General features: G+C 32.7%; 15 protein-coding genes. 6 read left to right on the forward strand and 9 right to left on the reverse strand.

The features are described from left to right. Positions 1-7: 7 nt before the first annotated feature. The 8 genes from hemF to hemA all read right to left on the reverse strand — a co-directional run bounded on the left by hemF (position 8) and on the right by hemA (position 8,612). On the reverse strand, positions 8-910 hold the full coding sequence (gene hemF, locus VCM48_RS04700) for an oxygen-dependent coproporphyrinogen oxidase (RefSeq protein ID WP_482271813.1): 903 nt from the start codon (positions 908-910) through the stop codon (positions 8-10). Positions 911-940: 30 nt separating this feature from the next. Further along, entirely contained in the window at positions 941-1,687 is a 747-nt protein-coding gene (locus VCM48_RS04705; protein ID WP_425659130.1) for an EI24 domain-containing protein, read from the reverse strand. A 70-nt stretch (positions 1,688-1,757) separates the two neighbouring features. Next, positions 1,758-2,360: a TlpA family protein disulfide reductase gene (locus tag VCM48_RS04710; RefSeq protein ID WP_121147523.1), complete on the reverse strand. Its 603-nt coding sequence runs from the start codon at positions 2,358-2,360 to the stop codon at positions 1,758-1,760. A 20-nt stretch (positions 2,361-2,380) separates the two neighbouring features. Further along, entirely contained in the window at positions 2,381-3,412 is a 1,032-nt protein-coding gene (hemE, locus tag VCM48_RS04715; RefSeq protein ID WP_482271814.1) for a uroporphyrinogen decarboxylase, read from the reverse strand. Positions 3,413-3,456: 44 nt separating this feature from the next. Continuing rightward, positions 3,457-4,746 carry a glutamate-1-semialdehyde 2,1-aminomutase gene (gene hemL / locus VCM48_RS04720; protein ID WP_482271815.1) on the reverse strand — a complete coding sequence of 430 codons (1,290 nt, stop codon included), beginning with the start codon at positions 4,744-4,746 and terminating at the stop codon, positions 3,457-3,459. Positions 4,747-4,804: 58 nt separating this feature from the next. Then, positions 4,805-5,767: a porphobilinogen synthase gene (hemB, locus tag VCM48_RS04725; protein ID WP_482271816.1), complete on the reverse strand. Its 963-nt coding sequence runs from the start codon at positions 5,765-5,767 to the stop codon at positions 4,805-4,807. A gap of 3 nt (positions 5,768-5,770) precedes the next feature. Beyond that, on the reverse strand, positions 5,771-7,357 hold the full coding sequence (gene hemC, locus VCM48_RS04730; RefSeq protein ID WP_482271817.1) for a hydroxymethylbilane synthase: 1,587 nt from the start codon (positions 7,355-7,357) through the stop codon (positions 5,771-5,773). Continuing rightward, complete coding sequence (gene hemA, locus VCM48_RS04735) at positions 7,341-8,612, reverse strand: glutamyl-tRNA reductase (RefSeq protein ID WP_274640239.1); 1,272 nt, start codon at positions 8,610-8,612, stop codon at positions 7,341-7,343. The genes hemC and hemA overlap by 17 nt, the downstream gene beginning before the upstream one ends. 211 nt (positions 8,613-8,823) lie before the next feature. Here hemA and VCM48_RS04740 point away from each other — a divergent pair, with 211 nt between their 5' ends. The 5 genes from VCM48_RS04740 to VCM48_RS04760 all read left to right on the forward strand — a co-directional run bounded on the left by VCM48_RS04740 (position 8,824) and on the right by VCM48_RS04760 (position 12,497). Beyond that, a complete protein-coding gene (locus VCM48_RS04740) occupies positions 8,824-9,705 on the forward strand; it encodes a helix-turn-helix transcriptional regulator (protein WP_482271818.1) in 882 nt (293 codons plus the stop codon). Positions 9,706-9,782: 77 nt separating this feature from the next. Further along, on the forward strand, positions 9,783-10,298 hold the full coding sequence (locus tag VCM48_RS04745) for a TrmH family RNA methyltransferase (protein WP_125067134.1): 516 nt from the start codon (positions 9,783-9,785) through the stop codon (positions 10,296-10,298). 13 nt (positions 10,299-10,311) lie between these two features. Next, positions 10,312-11,340, forward strand: a complete 1,029-nt coding sequence (gene hemH / locus VCM48_RS04750; protein WP_482271819.1) for a ferrochelatase — start codon at positions 10,312-10,314, stop codon at positions 11,338-11,340. 2 nt (positions 11,341-11,342) lie between these two features. Further along, positions 11,343-11,927 (forward strand): CopD family protein, encoded by a 585-nt coding sequence (locus VCM48_RS04755; protein ID WP_482271820.1) that lies wholly within the window; start codon positions 11,343-11,345, stop codon positions 11,925-11,927. Between the two features lie 180 nt (positions 11,928-12,107). Then, positions 12,108-12,497 (forward strand): lipocalin-like domain-containing protein, encoded by a 390-nt coding sequence (locus VCM48_RS04760; protein WP_482271821.1) that lies wholly within the window; start codon positions 12,108-12,110, stop codon positions 12,495-12,497. Positions 12,498-12,534: 37 nt separating this feature from the next. Here VCM48_RS04760 and recR read toward each other — a convergent pair whose 3' ends face one another. Next, a complete protein-coding gene (gene recR, locus VCM48_RS04765; RefSeq protein ID WP_482271822.1) occupies positions 12,535-13,152 on the reverse strand; it encodes a recombination mediator RecR in 618 nt (205 codons plus the stop codon). Positions 13,153-13,222: 70 nt separating this feature from the next. Here recR and VCM48_RS04770 point away from each other — a divergent pair, with 70 nt between their 5' ends. After that, on the forward strand, positions 13,223-14,686 hold the full coding sequence (locus VCM48_RS04770; protein WP_482271823.1) for an aminoacyl-histidine dipeptidase: 1,464 nt from the start codon (positions 13,223-13,225) through the stop codon (positions 14,684-14,686). Positions 14,687-14,710 lie beyond the last annotated feature (24 nt).

A 14,710-nucleotide genomic window follows, 5' to 3' on the forward strand; every position in this document is an offset into this window, starting at 1 on the left:
TATTAAATTACACCCAGCTTTTAGGTTTAGCCAATACCTCTAATAATTTAGCTTCTTCAGAACCTTCTTCTGGATGGTGATTGTATTTCCACTGTACCGTTGGTGGTAAACTCATTAAAATACTTTCTATACGTCCGTTCGTTTTTAAACCAAATAAGGTTCCTCTATCATGTACTAAATTAAATTCTACATAACGACCACGACGTACTTCTTGCCAATCTTTGTGCTCTTGAGTGTACGCTATATCTTTTCTTCTCTCAACAACTGGTACATATGAGTTTAAAAAGCTATTTCCTACTTCGGTAACAAAATCATATCGATCTTGCATAGAGAACTCTTCTGTTTCTTTTAAATAGTCAAAGAACAAACCTCCTAAACCACGTGCTTCATTTCTGTGCGCATTCCAAAAGTAGTTATCACAGGTTTCTTTAAATTTTGGATAAAAGTCTGAATGGTGCTTATCACAAGCTTCTTTACAAACAGTGTGAAAATGTTTTGCATCTTCTTCAAATAAGTAATATGGAGTTAAATCTTGTCCACCACCAAACCATTGTGTAACAATGTTTCCTTCACCATCATACATTTCAAAATAACGCCAGTTAGCGTGTACTGTAGGTACAAATGGATTCTTTGGATGGATTACTAAACTTAATCCACAAGCGAAAAAGTCTCCACTTTCCACTCCAAATTGCTTTCTTAATGCTTCAGGTAACTCGCCAAAAACTTTAGATATATTTACACCTCCTTTTTCAAAAATATTTCCATTTTCAATCACACGAGTTCTACCTCCTCCACCTTCAGCACGCTTCCATAAATCTTCTTGAAACTTAGCTTTACCATCTATAACTTCTAATTTAGATGTAATGGTATCTTGTAACTCTTGAATGTAGGCGTAAAATTGTTCTTTCATTTGTTTGTTTCTGTTGAAGTGCAAAAGTACTTATTCTGGTAATTTTTTAAGCTGTATTTTCTTAATAGTTTCTGTAGTAGCTGCAGTTACTGATAATGGTAATACCAGAATTACTCCGATAACAGGAATTAATAAAAATAACATAAATACAACTCCATTTCCTATAGCTAACCCCTTGTTTTCTTTTACAAAATTGATACTTTCTCTGTATTTAAAATGACGTTCAAGTGTATAGTCCATATTTCCAAATCCAGCATAATATGCTTGCATTAAAAATAGTAATACAGTTGAAACAATACCAATCACAGGAATTAATCCTAATAATAAGATAGGAATTGTCAATAAGAGCTCTCTGGTTAAATTTCTAAGGTTTATTCGTATACCTCTAATTAATTGTTCTTGAAAAGAAGTTATTCTATGCGTATGATCTTCTCCTCTAAGATAATCTTCAATTTTTTCTGAAACGGGACTCATAAAAGGTGCAGATAAAGCCATTACAATATGTTTGTATAATACCAAACCTATTACCACAATAAGTAATCCACTTAAAAAAGTACTAATTACTTCAAAGGTTTCTTTACCAAATTCCCATTTCCAAAAATTTGCTACATAATGACCTATGTTATCTGAAAATGTATATGCCATAAAGCCAACAAATGTTGCTGTTAATAGGCTTATAAACATTGGAATGATAAAATACTTCCATAGTTTTAGTTTTGAAATCATTCCAAAAGCTCCAAAATAAGCTTGAATTCCTTTTACTATATTTTGTATCATATTTTTTTATGTGAAAATAAAAAACCTCTTTCAATAAAGAAAGAGGTCTGTAAAATATTGTTGAATCTATTTACTTTAAAATTGGTGCTAAAAAGTCTTCAAAATTCTTTGTATTAATTTCGTTTACTTTATCCCAACCTACTTCTTTTGTTGGTGTTGCTGCTCCTCTTTTAACGTTTACAAATTGTTTGTCTTTGTTAATTAAATAAGCTGTAGGGTAATCTAGCTTGTGAACAAATCCACTAATATCTAAATAACCTTTTTTAACTTTATCTATTTCTCTTGCAGGTACTAGTTTGATTCTTTTATCTAGTTTTTCAGCCATTCTTTTAACTTTAGCTTCTTTGTCCCAAAAAATCATAACAAACTCTAATTGGTCATTATATTTTTCAACCATTTTATTTAAAGCTGGTACATCTCCCCAACATGGAGCTGACCAAGTTGCATTGGCTATAAGCACAATTGGCTTGTTAATTTTGTCAGTACTTACCGTTTTACTATCCATCGTAGTAAAATTATAATTTAACAAATAAGAGCCTTTAATGCACTTATCAATCAAACCTTCAGCACTTTCTTCTACACAATTGTTTACTGCAAAATTGTAATACGTTTTATTTTGTGCGAAAATAACGGTTGTTAAAAAACACATCAAAACAAAATATAAATTCTTCATTTTTAATTATTTAAAGGGGGTTATCTGTCGGCTTTATACTCTTTAACCGCGTCAATAAATGCCTTTGCATTATCTAGCGGGATGTTCGGTAAAATTCCGTGCCCCAAGTTAACAATATATTTGTCTTTACCAAACTCATTTATCATTTGGTGTACCATCTTTTTTATTTCAGCTGGTGGAGACAACAATCTTGAAGGATCAAAGTTACCTTGTAAGGTAATATTTCCTCCTGTTAAATAACGAGCATTTCTTGCAGAACATGTCCAATCTACTCCTAAAGCTGAGGCGTTTGATTGTGCCATTTCATGTAAGGCAAACCAACACCCTTTACCAAAAGCAATAACTGGAGCATCATCTTTCAATGCTTCTATTATTTGATTGATGTACTGCCATGAAAATTCTTGATAATCTGTTGGAGATAACATTCCTCCCCAAGAATCAAAAACTTGTACAGCGTTTACACCTGCTTTTACCTTTTCTTTTAAATATGCAATTGTGGTATCTGTAATCTTCTGAAGCAATTCGTGTGCCAAAATTGGTTGAGTGAAACAAAATTCTTTTGCTTTGTCGAAATTTTTGGACCCTTGTCCTTGTACAACGTAACATAAAATTGTCCATGGAGACCCCGCAAAACCTATCAATGGTATTTCATTGTTTAGCTTTTCTTTGGTTGCTTTAATAGCATCCATTACATACCCTAATTCTTCATGAATATCAGGTATAATTACGTTCTCTAACCCTTTTTTATCTCTTACAGGATTTGGCAAATAAGGTCCAAAGTTAGGTTTCATTTCCACTTCAATGTTCATTGCTTGTGGAATTACTAAAATATCTGAGAATAATATCGCAGCATCCATTCCGTATCTACGAATTGGTTGTACTGTAATTTCTGAAGCTAATTCTGGAGTTCTACAACGTGTAAAGAAATCGTACTTTTCTCGAATTTCCATAAACTCTGGCAAATATCTTCCAGCTTGACGCATCATCCATACTGGTGGACGGTCAACTGTTTCTCCTTTTAAAGCTCTTAAAAATAAATCGTTTTTTATCATGTCTATCTGTATGTCATTCTTCCTCGTAATGACAATTATTTATTCTACATTTTTGATACCGCTTCCATCGACTTATCAATGGCATTAGCTATCTTTTGAATATCATTTTCCGTTAAAGCTGATGATAAGAACCAAGCTTCAAACTGACTTGGAGGTAAAAACACACCATTTCTAGTCATTTCCCAAAAGAAAGTAGCATATTTCTTTGTATCTGAAGTTTGTGCTTCTTCAAAGTTGGTTACTTTTTTATTGGTAAAGAAAGGATTAATCATCGAACCAAATCGGTTAACTGTAATTTCAACTCCATGCTTTTTTGCTGACTCCAACAAGAATACTTCAATGATCTGAGCAATCTCGTTAAACTTTTCGTACGGATTTTGTTTCTTTAATTCTGTTAAAGTTGAAATTCCCGCTGCCATCGCAATTGGATTTCCTGATAAAGTTCCTGCTTGGTACATTCCTCCTAATGGAGCTACTGTTTCCATGATTTCATTACGTGCTCCATACGCTCCTACTGGAAAACCTCCTCCAATTACTTTTCCTAAACAAGTAATGTCAGCTTCAACACCTAATACTTCTTGTGCTCCTCCGAACTTAGAACGGAAACCTGTCATTACCTCATCAATAATCAACAAGGCTCCTTTTGAGTTTACATACTCTTTTAATTCTTTTAAGAAATCATTTTGTGGAGTTACTACTCCCATATTTCCTGCAATAGGCTCTAAAATAACTCCTGCAATATCATCATGAGCTTCAAAATGTGCTTTTACACTTTCTAAATCATTGTAGTTTGCAATCAACGTATTTTTCACAGCTCCTTCTGGCACTCCTTTACTTCCTGGTAAACTCAACGTAGCTAAACCTGAACCTGCTGCCACTAATAAGGCATCTTGGTGTCCGTGGTAGCAACCAGCAAACTTTATAATTTTGTCTTTTCCAGTAAACGCTCTCGCTAAACGAATTCCGCTTAATACCGCCTCAGTACCAGAATTTACAAAACGAACTTTGTCCATTCCTGGGAACGCATCACAAACAATTTTTGCTAATTTAATCTCACCTTTTGTTGATGCACCAAACGAATACCCTTTTTTCAAGGCTTTTCTAATAGATTTTTCTACTTTTTTATGACGGTGTCCTAAAATCATTGGACCATAAGACAATACTAAATCGATGTATGAATTATTATCTACATCAGTAATCTTGCTTCCTTTCGCTTTTTTTATGAATAAAGGGTTTCCTCCTACAGAAGCAAACGCACGTACTGGTGAATTTACTGCTCCTACTAAGTTTTCTAATCCTTTGTTATATAATTCTTGTGATTTCTTAAAGCTCATTCTTCGCTAATTATTAGTTGTTAATTATGAGTTTTTAGTTGATAAACCCATTTTTAAATTATCTCGTTAAAACTCTAGCAGCTTCTTTGGCAAAATAGGTTATGATAATATCTGCTCCCGCTCTTTTCATAGAAAGTAAGCTCTCCATCATTACTTTTTCACCATCAATCCATCCTTTTTCAGCGGCTGCTTTTACCATAGAATATTCTCCACTTACATTATAGCAAGCGATTGGTCTATCAAAATTATTTTTTAAATCTCTAATGATGTCCAAATATGATAGAGCTGGTTTTACCATTAAAATATCTGCTCCTTCTTCATCATCAAAAGTTGCCTCACGTAATCCTTCATCTCTATTAGAAGGATCCATTTGATAAGTTCTTCTATCTCCAAATGATGGTGCTGAATCTACCGCTTCTCTAAAAGGACCGTAAAATCCTGATGCGTATTTTACAGAATATCCCATGATTGGTAAGTTCGCAAAACCAGTATTATCTAATGATTCACGCATCATAGCGATTGCTCCGTCCATCATTCCTGATGGTGCTACCATATCTGCCCCTGCTTTTGCATGCGAAACTGTTTGTTTTGCTAAGTTTACTAAGGTAGCATCATTGTCTACATCGTTATCGTGTATAACTCCACAGTGACCGTGTGAGGTATATTCACAAAAACATACATCTGTAATTACATATAAACTTGGATAGTTCTTTTTAATGAATCGGATTGCTTGTTGCATAATTCCGTTGTCATTCCAAGTTTCGGTGCCTTCATCATCTTTTTTAGATGGGATTCCAAATAGTAAAACTGCTGGAATTTTTAAGGCTACAACTTCGTCTAATTCTTTAGAAATGGTATCTAACGAATAACGATTGATTCCTGGCATAGAAGGAATTTCTGTTTCAATACCTGTTCCTTCTTCAATAAATAAAGGGTATACAAAATCATCTACCGATAGTTTGTTTTCTCGAACTAAACGACGGATATTTTCTGTTTTTCTTAGTCTGCGTGTTCTAAACATAGTTTATTCTTTTACAAAGTGAAGGTTTACCAACTCTAGTACACTTTCTACGGTTGGCATCTTTGCTATTTGTACTTCTTTAAAATGCTTTTTTGCTTCATTAGCAGTACTATCTCCAATACAAAAAGCTATTTTATCAGCAGTGTTTTTTTCCATGTAGCTTTCAACTGTTGATGGACTGTAAAACAATACTCCGTTTACTTTTTCATCAACTTTTGCTGGACTGTACATTGTTTTATAAGCTTCGACTTCCTTTACAACAATATCGTTCGCCTTAAGAATAAGTGGTAACGTATCTAATCGTAAATTACTACAGAAGTAAGTTACCTCTTGTCCTTTTAATTCTTTAGATAAATACTCAGATAGTTTTTTAGCATTTCTTTCTGAGTGTGTTACCTTCCCGATGCGCTGTTCAATTAACTTTTTAGTTCTTCTTCCAACACAATAAATATTTTTAAATTGTAATTCATCTGAAGTAAATGAGTTTAGTAATGCTTCTACTCCATTTTTACTTGTAATAATTACATTTTCTATTTCTTCTTTTACTACTTTAGGAGCAATTCTGTTAAAACGAATTTTGATAAAATCACTATCCTGAACACTCATATGTGTCGGTAATAATTTCTTTTGTGCTTCAGATAGTTTTTTTGTCGAATAAATTGAAAATTGCTTTTCAATTCCTTCGTCTTCCATCATAATTAACTTTCCTCCTTTATCTATCACATAATTAGCGCAATCTTTTGCTACATATTTATGCTTCCCTACTTTTACTTTTTTACTAACTTCAATTTTCTTTTTACCATCTCTACTTAGTAAAATTCCTTTAAAGTTAATTTCTTCTTCTTTTTCATTTATAAAAGCTAATGCCCCAATAGGTGCTGTACACCCACCTTCTAAACGATTTAAGAACTCACGTTCTATACCTGTACAAATCTCAGTGTCTTTGTCATTTAATTCTGTACAAATCTCTTTAATTTCTTCATTCTCATCTAAAGCAGTAATCATAATAGCTCCTTGAGCTGGTGCTGGTATCATCCATGTTAAATTAACTGCTCCTTTAGGTCGTAAACCAACTCTTTCTAGTCCTGCCGCGGCAAAAATGGCTCCGTTCCAATCGTTATCTTCTAACTTTTGTAAACGTGTATTTACGTTTCCACGTAAACCTTCTACGGTATGTGTTGGGTAACGATTTAACCACTGAGCTTTTCTACGTAAACTCCCTGTAGCAATTACTCCATTAGGTTGTGCCATGAACTCTTCATTGTCTTTTAACAACAAAATATCGTTATAATTTGCACGTTTTAAAACAGCTGCTTGTATAATACCTTCTGGCAATACTGTAGGAACATCTTTCATAGAATGTACTGCAATATCAATATCGTCATTCAACATGGCGATATCTAAATTTTTAGTAAAAATTCCTGTGATTCCTAATTCGTAAAGGGGTTTATCTAAAACTAAATCACCCGTTGCTTTAACGGGGATTAATTGAGTTTGATGACCTAATTCTTCTAAAAGTTTTTGAACTTTTTTTGCTTGCCACATAGCCAATTGGCTATCGCGTGTACCTATTCTAATTATCTTCTGCATGGATGGATTCTAAATTTGCTCCAAACACTTTAGCCATTACTTCAATGCTTGTGTTTACTGAAGTTTCTTCGTCTTTTAAGTGTTTAACAAACTGTGTGGTTATTTTTTGAATAAATCTTGATGTTAATATTTCTGCTTGTTCTTCATCAAAATTTTTAATTTTCTTCTTATGGAAGGCTATTTCTCCTTGTTGAATGTTTTGTAACGATTCTTTTAAAGCGGTAATTGCTGGGGTAAATCTTCTGTGATTTAACCATTCTTGAAATTCTTGGTTATGAGTTTCAATAATCGCTTCGGCTACTGGCACTTCTTGTTGACGTATAGCTAATGTTTCATCAGTAATTTTTGAAAGATCATCTACATTCACCATCGTTACATTATCTAAATCAGCAACTTCTTTTGATACATTCGCTGGCATTGATAAATCTAAAATCAACAATTCTTTATCTGCAGGAACATGTTCTTTTGTTATTGTTGGAAAACTAGCTCCAGTAGAAACGATTAGTACATCACTTTTATGAACTTCTTCTGCTAAATTTGCATATGATGCTTTTATTATTGAGCTATGCTCTTTTACAAACGCTGAAGTTTTTTCTTCGGTTCTATTAATTAAACTTACCGATTTATTTTGAGTATACTCTGCTAAGTTTTTACAGGTATGTTTTCCCATTTTACCTAAACCGAATACTAAAATGTTTTTTGAATTATAATCTGGTAAATTATTAATTAAATACTGAACAGCTGCATACGATACAGAAGTTGTACCTGAACTTAATTTAGTTTCATTTTTAACTCGCTTACTTGCTTGCATTACATGATTCAATAAACGCTCAAAATATGCATTTGTAGTCCCTACTTCTTTAGCTTGCTTAAATGCCTGACGTAACTGCCCAACTATTTCATAGTCTCCTAAAATTTGGCTATCCAACCCTGTTCCCATTCTAAACAAATGGTTAATGGCTTCTTTATTTTTATATACGTTTGATACGTTGGCAAATTCTTCTACAGAACCATTTGAGTATTTACACAACATACTTATTAACTGAAAAGGGTGTTCTGCAAAACCACAAATCTCTGTTCTATTACAAGTAGACAACACAAAAATTCCGTCTACCCCTTTTTGTTTTGCTTCCTCTAAAAGTTGAATTTGATTTTCTTTAGAAATACTAAATTTCCCCCTAATCGCAGCATCAGCTTTTTTATAACTAACGCCTATGTTGTATAAATTACTATGATGTTTATTTTCTACTGTCATTGAGTCTTCTTCAAAAAAGTCGGTCAAAAATATAAATATTGAACAAAAAAAAGTATCGCTAAAAGAACTTTTAATGTCGCTATTCGTTTTTTCACTCAAAAACACCTTAAAAACTTACACAAAAGTGTATTTTTGCAGTAAAATAGACTAGGAGAAACATTTTATTTTAGAATCATTCTAAATAATAAGATTTATAAAAACCACTGAATCCATGTCAAAAAACATCGCAGAAAGTACATTTAGAGAAGTTCCTATAGAACAAGGTTTTTTTGTACTAAAATTTCAGAATAACTCTGAAGAAATAGAGTTTTTCAAAAGAGATATAGACAACTCCTACATACAACTACACTACTGTGTTAAAGGTAATTGTAAATTTCATTTTAACAATAACAGCTACACTTTTAATGTTTTAGACAAGCATTCAATTTTCTTATATAATCCACAACAAGACCTACCAATTAACTTAGAAATATTACCAAAAACCTCTTTGGTATCCGTGCTAATTTCTATTGAAAAGTTCCATACATTTTTTTCAAAAGAAGCTAGCTATATCCCTTTTTTAAGTGAAAACAATAAAAACAAGAAATATTACGACAATGCAGAAATAAATACTAATGTTCTATTAGTGCTTCAACAAATTTTAACTGCAAAAAACCAAAGTTCAATGCGAGACCTTTATATAAAAGGTAAAACATATGAATTATTGAGTTTACATTTTGACAGTGGCGAAAACACCAATGAAGAATACTGTCCTTTCTTAGTTGATGATCGTGAGGTTTTAAAAATTAGAAAAGCAAAAGATATTATTATTGCTAGAATGAGTGAACCACCAAGTTTACAAGATTTGGCAAATGAAGTAGGCTTGAACTTAAAAAAGCTAAAAGAAGGTTTTAAGCAAATTTATGGTGATACGGTATACAGCTTTTTATTTGATTATAAAATGGAACATGCTCGTAAACTATTAGAAAGCAATCAGTACAATGTAAATGAAGTTGGGTTACAAGTTGGTTATAGTACTTCTAGCCACTTTATTTCTGCCTTTAAAAAGAAATTTGGCACTACACCTAAACAATATGTAATGAGTTTGCAGTAGACAGTAGACAGTAGACAGTAGACAGTAGACAGTAGACAGTAGACAGTAGACAGTAGACAAAATTAAAAGCTTACAAAATGAAACAACTAACTCATTATGATATAGAAAATAATCAGCAAGATTTTCCAGTAACTATTGTATGTGATGCTATCCGTACTCCTGAAAATATAGGAATGTGCTTTCGTATCTCTGAAAGTTTTGGAGTGTCTAAAATCTATTTACATGAAAGTTCTCCTTCTATAGATAATAGAATTGTCAAGAAAACTGCTCGAAATACTATTCAACAAATACCATATGATACCTATGGGAATTTTAAACAACTTATCCATCAATTAAAAGAAGAAGGAAACACCATTATTGGTATTGAAATTACCGATGAAAGCATAAACATTAGCGATTACGATTTTACTTCACATTCTAAAATTGTCTTACTTTTGGGTAGCGAAAGAAATGGTATAGAAAACGTTAACTTAGTAGATGAAACTGTAGCTATACCAATGTATGGGCGCAACTCTAGCATGAATGTAATTCATAGTTTAGCTATTGCTCTATACGAAACAACAAACCAATTAAATAAAAAGATTCTGAAATAAATTCAGCCAAAATATGAAAGGAGTTTTATTAGTAAACCTTGGATCACCAGAAAGCACAAACCCGAAAGACGTAAAAAAATACTTAGGGGAATTTTTAATGGATGAACGTGTTATTGACGTTCCTTACTGGTTAAGAACATTTATTGTTAAAGGTATCATTTTAAATACACGTCCTAAAAAATCGGCAGAAGCCTATCAAAAAATTTGGTGGGAAGAAGGCTCTCCTTTAATTGTACTATCAGAACGTTTACAAAACAAAGTACAAGCAAAAACAGAACTCCCTGTTGCTTTGGCAATGCGCTATGGAAACCCTTCAATTAAAAGTGGATTACAAGAGTTACATGATAAGGGGGTTACTGAAGTTTTATTAGTTCCGTTATACCCTCAGTTTGCCATGGCAACTACAGAGACTATTTTGGTATTAGCTGAAGAATTAAGAAAGGAATTCTTTCCTAACATGAAAATTACCGATGTACCTGCTTTTTATAACAAACCAGAATACATTACAGCACTATCTAATAGCATAAAAGATTATTTGTCTGACAAAGATTACGATCATATTTTATTCTCTTATCATGGAGTACCTGAGCGACACATCAGAAAATCTGATATTACAAAATCGCACTGTAACCCTGAGGCAGGAAATTTAAGTTGTTGTAATACTTCTTCTGAAGCTCATAAGTTTTGTTACCGTCACCAATGTTATCAAACTACCAAAAATGTAATTTCTGAATTAGGATTAGACGAAAATAAAGTATCAACTTCATTTCAATCACGTTTAGGTGTCGATCCATGGTTACAGCCATACACAGACAGAACAATTGTTAACAAAGCTGAAAAAGAAGGCATTAAAAAACTAGCGATAGTAACTCCCGCTTTTGTTTCTGATTGTTTAGAAACTTTAGAAGAAATAGCAATGGAGGGTAAACATGAATTTTTAGAAGCTGGTGGTGAAGAGTTTTACACTGTTCCTTGTATTAATGATAATGATGAATGGGTAGATGTTTTAGCAGGATGGATTAACGATTTCAATAAGAATTAATTATGGATTTTTTATACGTAAAAGCATTACACATCATATTTGTAGTAACTTGGTTTGCCGGATTATTTTACATAGGTCGTCTGTTTATTTACCATGTAGAGGCAGAAAAAAAAGACGAACCAGCCAAGTCTATATTACAAACCCAATACAAGTTAATGTCTAAACGTTTATGGTACATTATTACTTGGCCTTCTTTATTTTTAGCAAGTTTTTTTGCTTTTTGGATGCTATATAAAAATCCTTATTATTTAAAAATGCCGTGGATGCATGTAAAATTAGCCTTTGTATTGGCACTGTATTTTTATCACGGATTTTGCCATAAAATCTACAAAGAACTACAACGTGATAAGATTAAATACACACCTAATAAACTTCGCATGTTTAATGAAATCCCAACAGTAATTTTATTCGCTGTTGTATTTTTAGTGGTTTTAAAGAGTGCTATTAACTGGATTTGGGGCGTTGTAGGAATTATCTTATTTGGAGTATTATTGATGATTGGTATTCGTTATTATAAAAAAGTAAGAGCTAAAAAATCGTGGGATAAATACGAACAAGAGTTGATTGAAGAAGATGATAAAAGTTAAAATCATGAATCGTAGAAAAGATTAATACTTTAAAAAACAGCCTTGGAATTCCAAAGCTGTTTTTTTACGTTTTGTTATAGTTTCTAAAGACCCAAATTACTGTTTGTTTTATTTCTTTTTTTACACAATTAACTTTACTACTTTCGTCGACTATTATAAACTCTTAAATTATACTAAGCTATGAAAAAAATTATTACACTATCAATTTTAGCAGCAACCCTACTTTCTTGTTCTTCAAACGAAAATACTCCTTTAAGTGATGATATTATTATTGGAAAATGGCAATTAATTCGTCAGTATGGTGACGACACTGATGATTGCACAAAAAAATCAACAATGACCTTTGAAAATGATTTTGATTTAATAATTAACACTTACCTTTCTTTAACAGACGATGAATGTGTGAGCACTGGCACAACTAAAGGTAATTGGAACAAAAAAAGCGAAAACCTATATACTTTAGAAAGACAAGGGTTGTCCATAGATACTTCAATTAGATTTGAAGACAACAATAATACTTTAATTTTTTTAGAAGGAGGCGAAGAAGAACTAGCTTACAGGAGAAAATAATTAGCTTAAAAAGCGGAGTTCGAAAACTTCGCTTTTCTTATCCCTTTATCGACTGTTCAAAAGGTATTCTATTTATAATACTGCGTCCCAAGGTAACCTCATCTGCATATTCTAACTCATCTCCTACCGAGATTCCTCTAGCAATAGTTGATGTTTTTACTCCGTATTGTTCTATTTGCTTATAAATATAAAAATTGGTGGTATCACCTTCCATCGTAGAACTCAAAGCAAAAATCAACTCTTTAATTTCGCCTTCTTTTACTTTTTCTACTAATGATTCAATTTGTAGATTCTGAGGACCAATTCCTTCTATAGGAGAAATCTTCCCTCCTAACACATGGTACAAACCTCTGTATTGCGCTGTATTTTCGATCGCCATTACATCACGAATATCTTCTACCACACATACAATCTCTGCATTTCGCTTCGGATTACTACAAATATCACATAACACTGTATCAGAAATATTATGACATTTTTTACACGATTTTACATCGTTACGTAAATGCGTTAAAGCCTCTGCTAAATACTTCGTATTTTCTTTCGGTTGTTTTAATAAATGTAACACCAAACGAAGTGCTGTTCGCTTGCCAATCCCTGGTAATCGACTTACTTCATTTACTGCATTTTCTAATAATTTCGACGAAAAATCCATGCTGCGAATTTACAATTTTTCAATAAGGATTAAGTATCTTCGTAACTTTAAAATTAAAACTTCAATTCACATGAATTCAGAGATAAGAAACCTAGAACCAAAAGCTGTTTGGAAAAATTTTGCCGACTTAAACGCTGTACCTCGCCCTTCTAAAAAAGAAGAAAGAGTAATTCAGTTTATGGTAGATTTCGGTAAGAAATTAAATCTTGAAACCATGGTTGATAAAGTTGGGAATGTAATTATTCGCAAGCCTGCTTCAACTGGAATGGAAGACAGAAAAACAGTGGTTATGCAAAGCCATTTAGATATGGTACACCAAAAAAATGCTGATACTGTTTTTGATTTTGATACCGAAGGAATCAAAATGTTCGTAGATGGTGATTGGGTAAAAGCTGACGGAACTACGTTAGGAGCTGACAACGGTTTAGGTGTTGCTGCCATTATGGGAGTTTTAGAATCTACTGATATTGCTCACCCATCTATTGAAGCTTTATTCACAATTGATGAAGAAACAGGTATGACTGGTGCCATGGGGCTTGAAGGTGGATTATTAGAAGGTGAAATTTTATTGAACCTTGACACTGAAGAAGATGATGAAATTGGAATGGGATGTGCTGGTGGTGTAGATGTTACGGCTACTAGAAACTATAACGAAGAGGCTACTCCAGAAAACACAATTGCTTACGAAATTTCTGTTACAGGGTTAAATGGTGGTCACTCAGGGATGGATATTATTAAGGGTTTAGGAAACGCTAATAAAATAATGAATCGTTTGTTATTTGACGGTTTTACTAACTTCGGATTACGTGTTGCAGAAATTAATGGAGGTAGTTTACGTAATGCTATTCCTCGCGAAAGTTTTTCTACTGTAGTTATTGATGCTGTTTCTAAAGAACCTTTCTTATTTGAAATACATGAGCTTATTAACAATATTAAAGCTGAGTTTTCAACATTAGAACCTAACCTTACTATTGAATTAAAAGAAGTTGACACTCCAGAAAATGTAATGGACTTAGGTGTTCAAGAAGGATTAATTAAAGCTGTTTACGCTGCTTTAAATGGTGTATATCGTATGAGTCCTGATATTGAAGGATTAGTAGAAACTTCAAATAATATTGCTCGTATTATTGTAAAAGACGGAGCTATTAAAATTGGATGTTTAACACGTTCTTCTTCTGAAACTAATAAATGGGATTTAGCCAACTCGTTACGTTCATCTTTTGAATTAGCTGGTTTTGATGTAGAATTTTCAGGTTCTTACCCAGGGTGGTTACCAAACGTAAATTCTGAAATATTAAAAACTGTAACTAACTTATACGAAGAATTACACAACGATAAACCTATTGTAGCTGCATGTCACGCAGGTTTAGAATGTGGTATTTTAGGCCAGAACTACCCAGAAATGGATATGGTTTCTTTCGGACCAAATATTAAAGGTGCACATTCACCAGATGAGCGCGCACAAATATCATCAACACAAAAATTCTGGAAGTTTTTATTAGAAATTTTAAAGAACACTCCTGTAAAGAATTAAAGACTTACACATAAACTTTAAAAC

This window comes from Tenacibaculum sp. DPLXC6 (assembly GCF_056815515.1).

What these genes read in the sequence shown, in the direction of transcription:
- recR (WP_482271822.1), bottom strand. Translation starts at nt 13,152, where the DNA reads ATGGATTTTTCGTCGAAATTATTAGAAAATGCAGTAAATGAAGTAAGT.
- hemF (WP_482271813.1), bottom strand. Translation starts at nt 910, where the DNA reads ATGAAAGAACAATTTTACGCCTACATTCAAGAGTTACAAGATACCATT.
- hemC (WP_482271817.1), bottom strand. Translation starts at nt 7,357, where the DNA reads ATGCAGAAGATAATTAGAATAGGTACACGCGATAGCCAATTGGCTATG.
- VCM48_RS04705 (WP_425659130.1), bottom strand. Translation starts at nt 1,687, where the DNA reads ATGATACAAAATATAGTAAAAGGAATTCAAGCTTATTTTGGAGCTTTT.
- hemB (WP_482271816.1), bottom strand. Translation starts at nt 5,767, where the DNA reads ATGTTTAGAACACGCAGACTAAGAAAAACAGAAAATATCCGTCGTTTA.
- VCM48_RS04745 (WP_125067134.1), top strand. Translation starts at nt 9,783, where the DNA reads ATGAAACAACTAACTCATTATGATATAGAAAATAATCAGCAAGATTTT.
- VCM48_RS04755 (WP_482271820.1), top strand. Translation starts at nt 11,343, where the DNA reads ATGGATTTTTTATACGTAAAAGCATTACACATCATATTTGTAGTAACT.
- hemE (WP_482271814.1), bottom strand. Translation starts at nt 3,412, where the DNA reads ATGATAAAAAACGATTTATTTTTAAGAGCTTTAAAAGGAGAAACAGTT.
- VCM48_RS04760 (WP_482271821.1), top strand. Translation starts at nt 12,108, where the DNA reads ATGAAAAAAATTATTACACTATCAATTTTAGCAGCAACCCTACTTTCT.
- hemL (WP_482271815.1), bottom strand. Translation starts at nt 4,746, where the DNA reads ATGAGCTTTAAGAAATCACAAGAATTATATAACAAAGGATTAGAAAAC.
- VCM48_RS04770 (WP_482271823.1), top strand. Translation starts at nt 13,223, where the DNA reads ATGAATTCAGAGATAAGAAACCTAGAACCAAAAGCTGTTTGGAAAAAT.
- hemH (WP_482271819.1), top strand. Translation starts at nt 10,312, where the DNA reads ATGAAAGGAGTTTTATTAGTAAACCTTGGATCACCAGAAAGCACAAAC.
- VCM48_RS04740 (WP_482271818.1), top strand. Translation starts at nt 8,824, where the DNA reads ATGTCAAAAAACATCGCAGAAAGTACATTTAGAGAAGTTCCTATAGAA.
- hemA (WP_274640239.1), bottom strand. Translation starts at nt 8,612, where the DNA reads ATGACAGTAGAAAATAAACATCATAGTAATTTATACAACATAGGCGTT.
- VCM48_RS04710 (WP_121147523.1), bottom strand. Translation starts at nt 2,360, where the DNA reads ATGAAGAATTTATATTTTGTTTTGATGTGTTTTTTAACAACCGTTATT.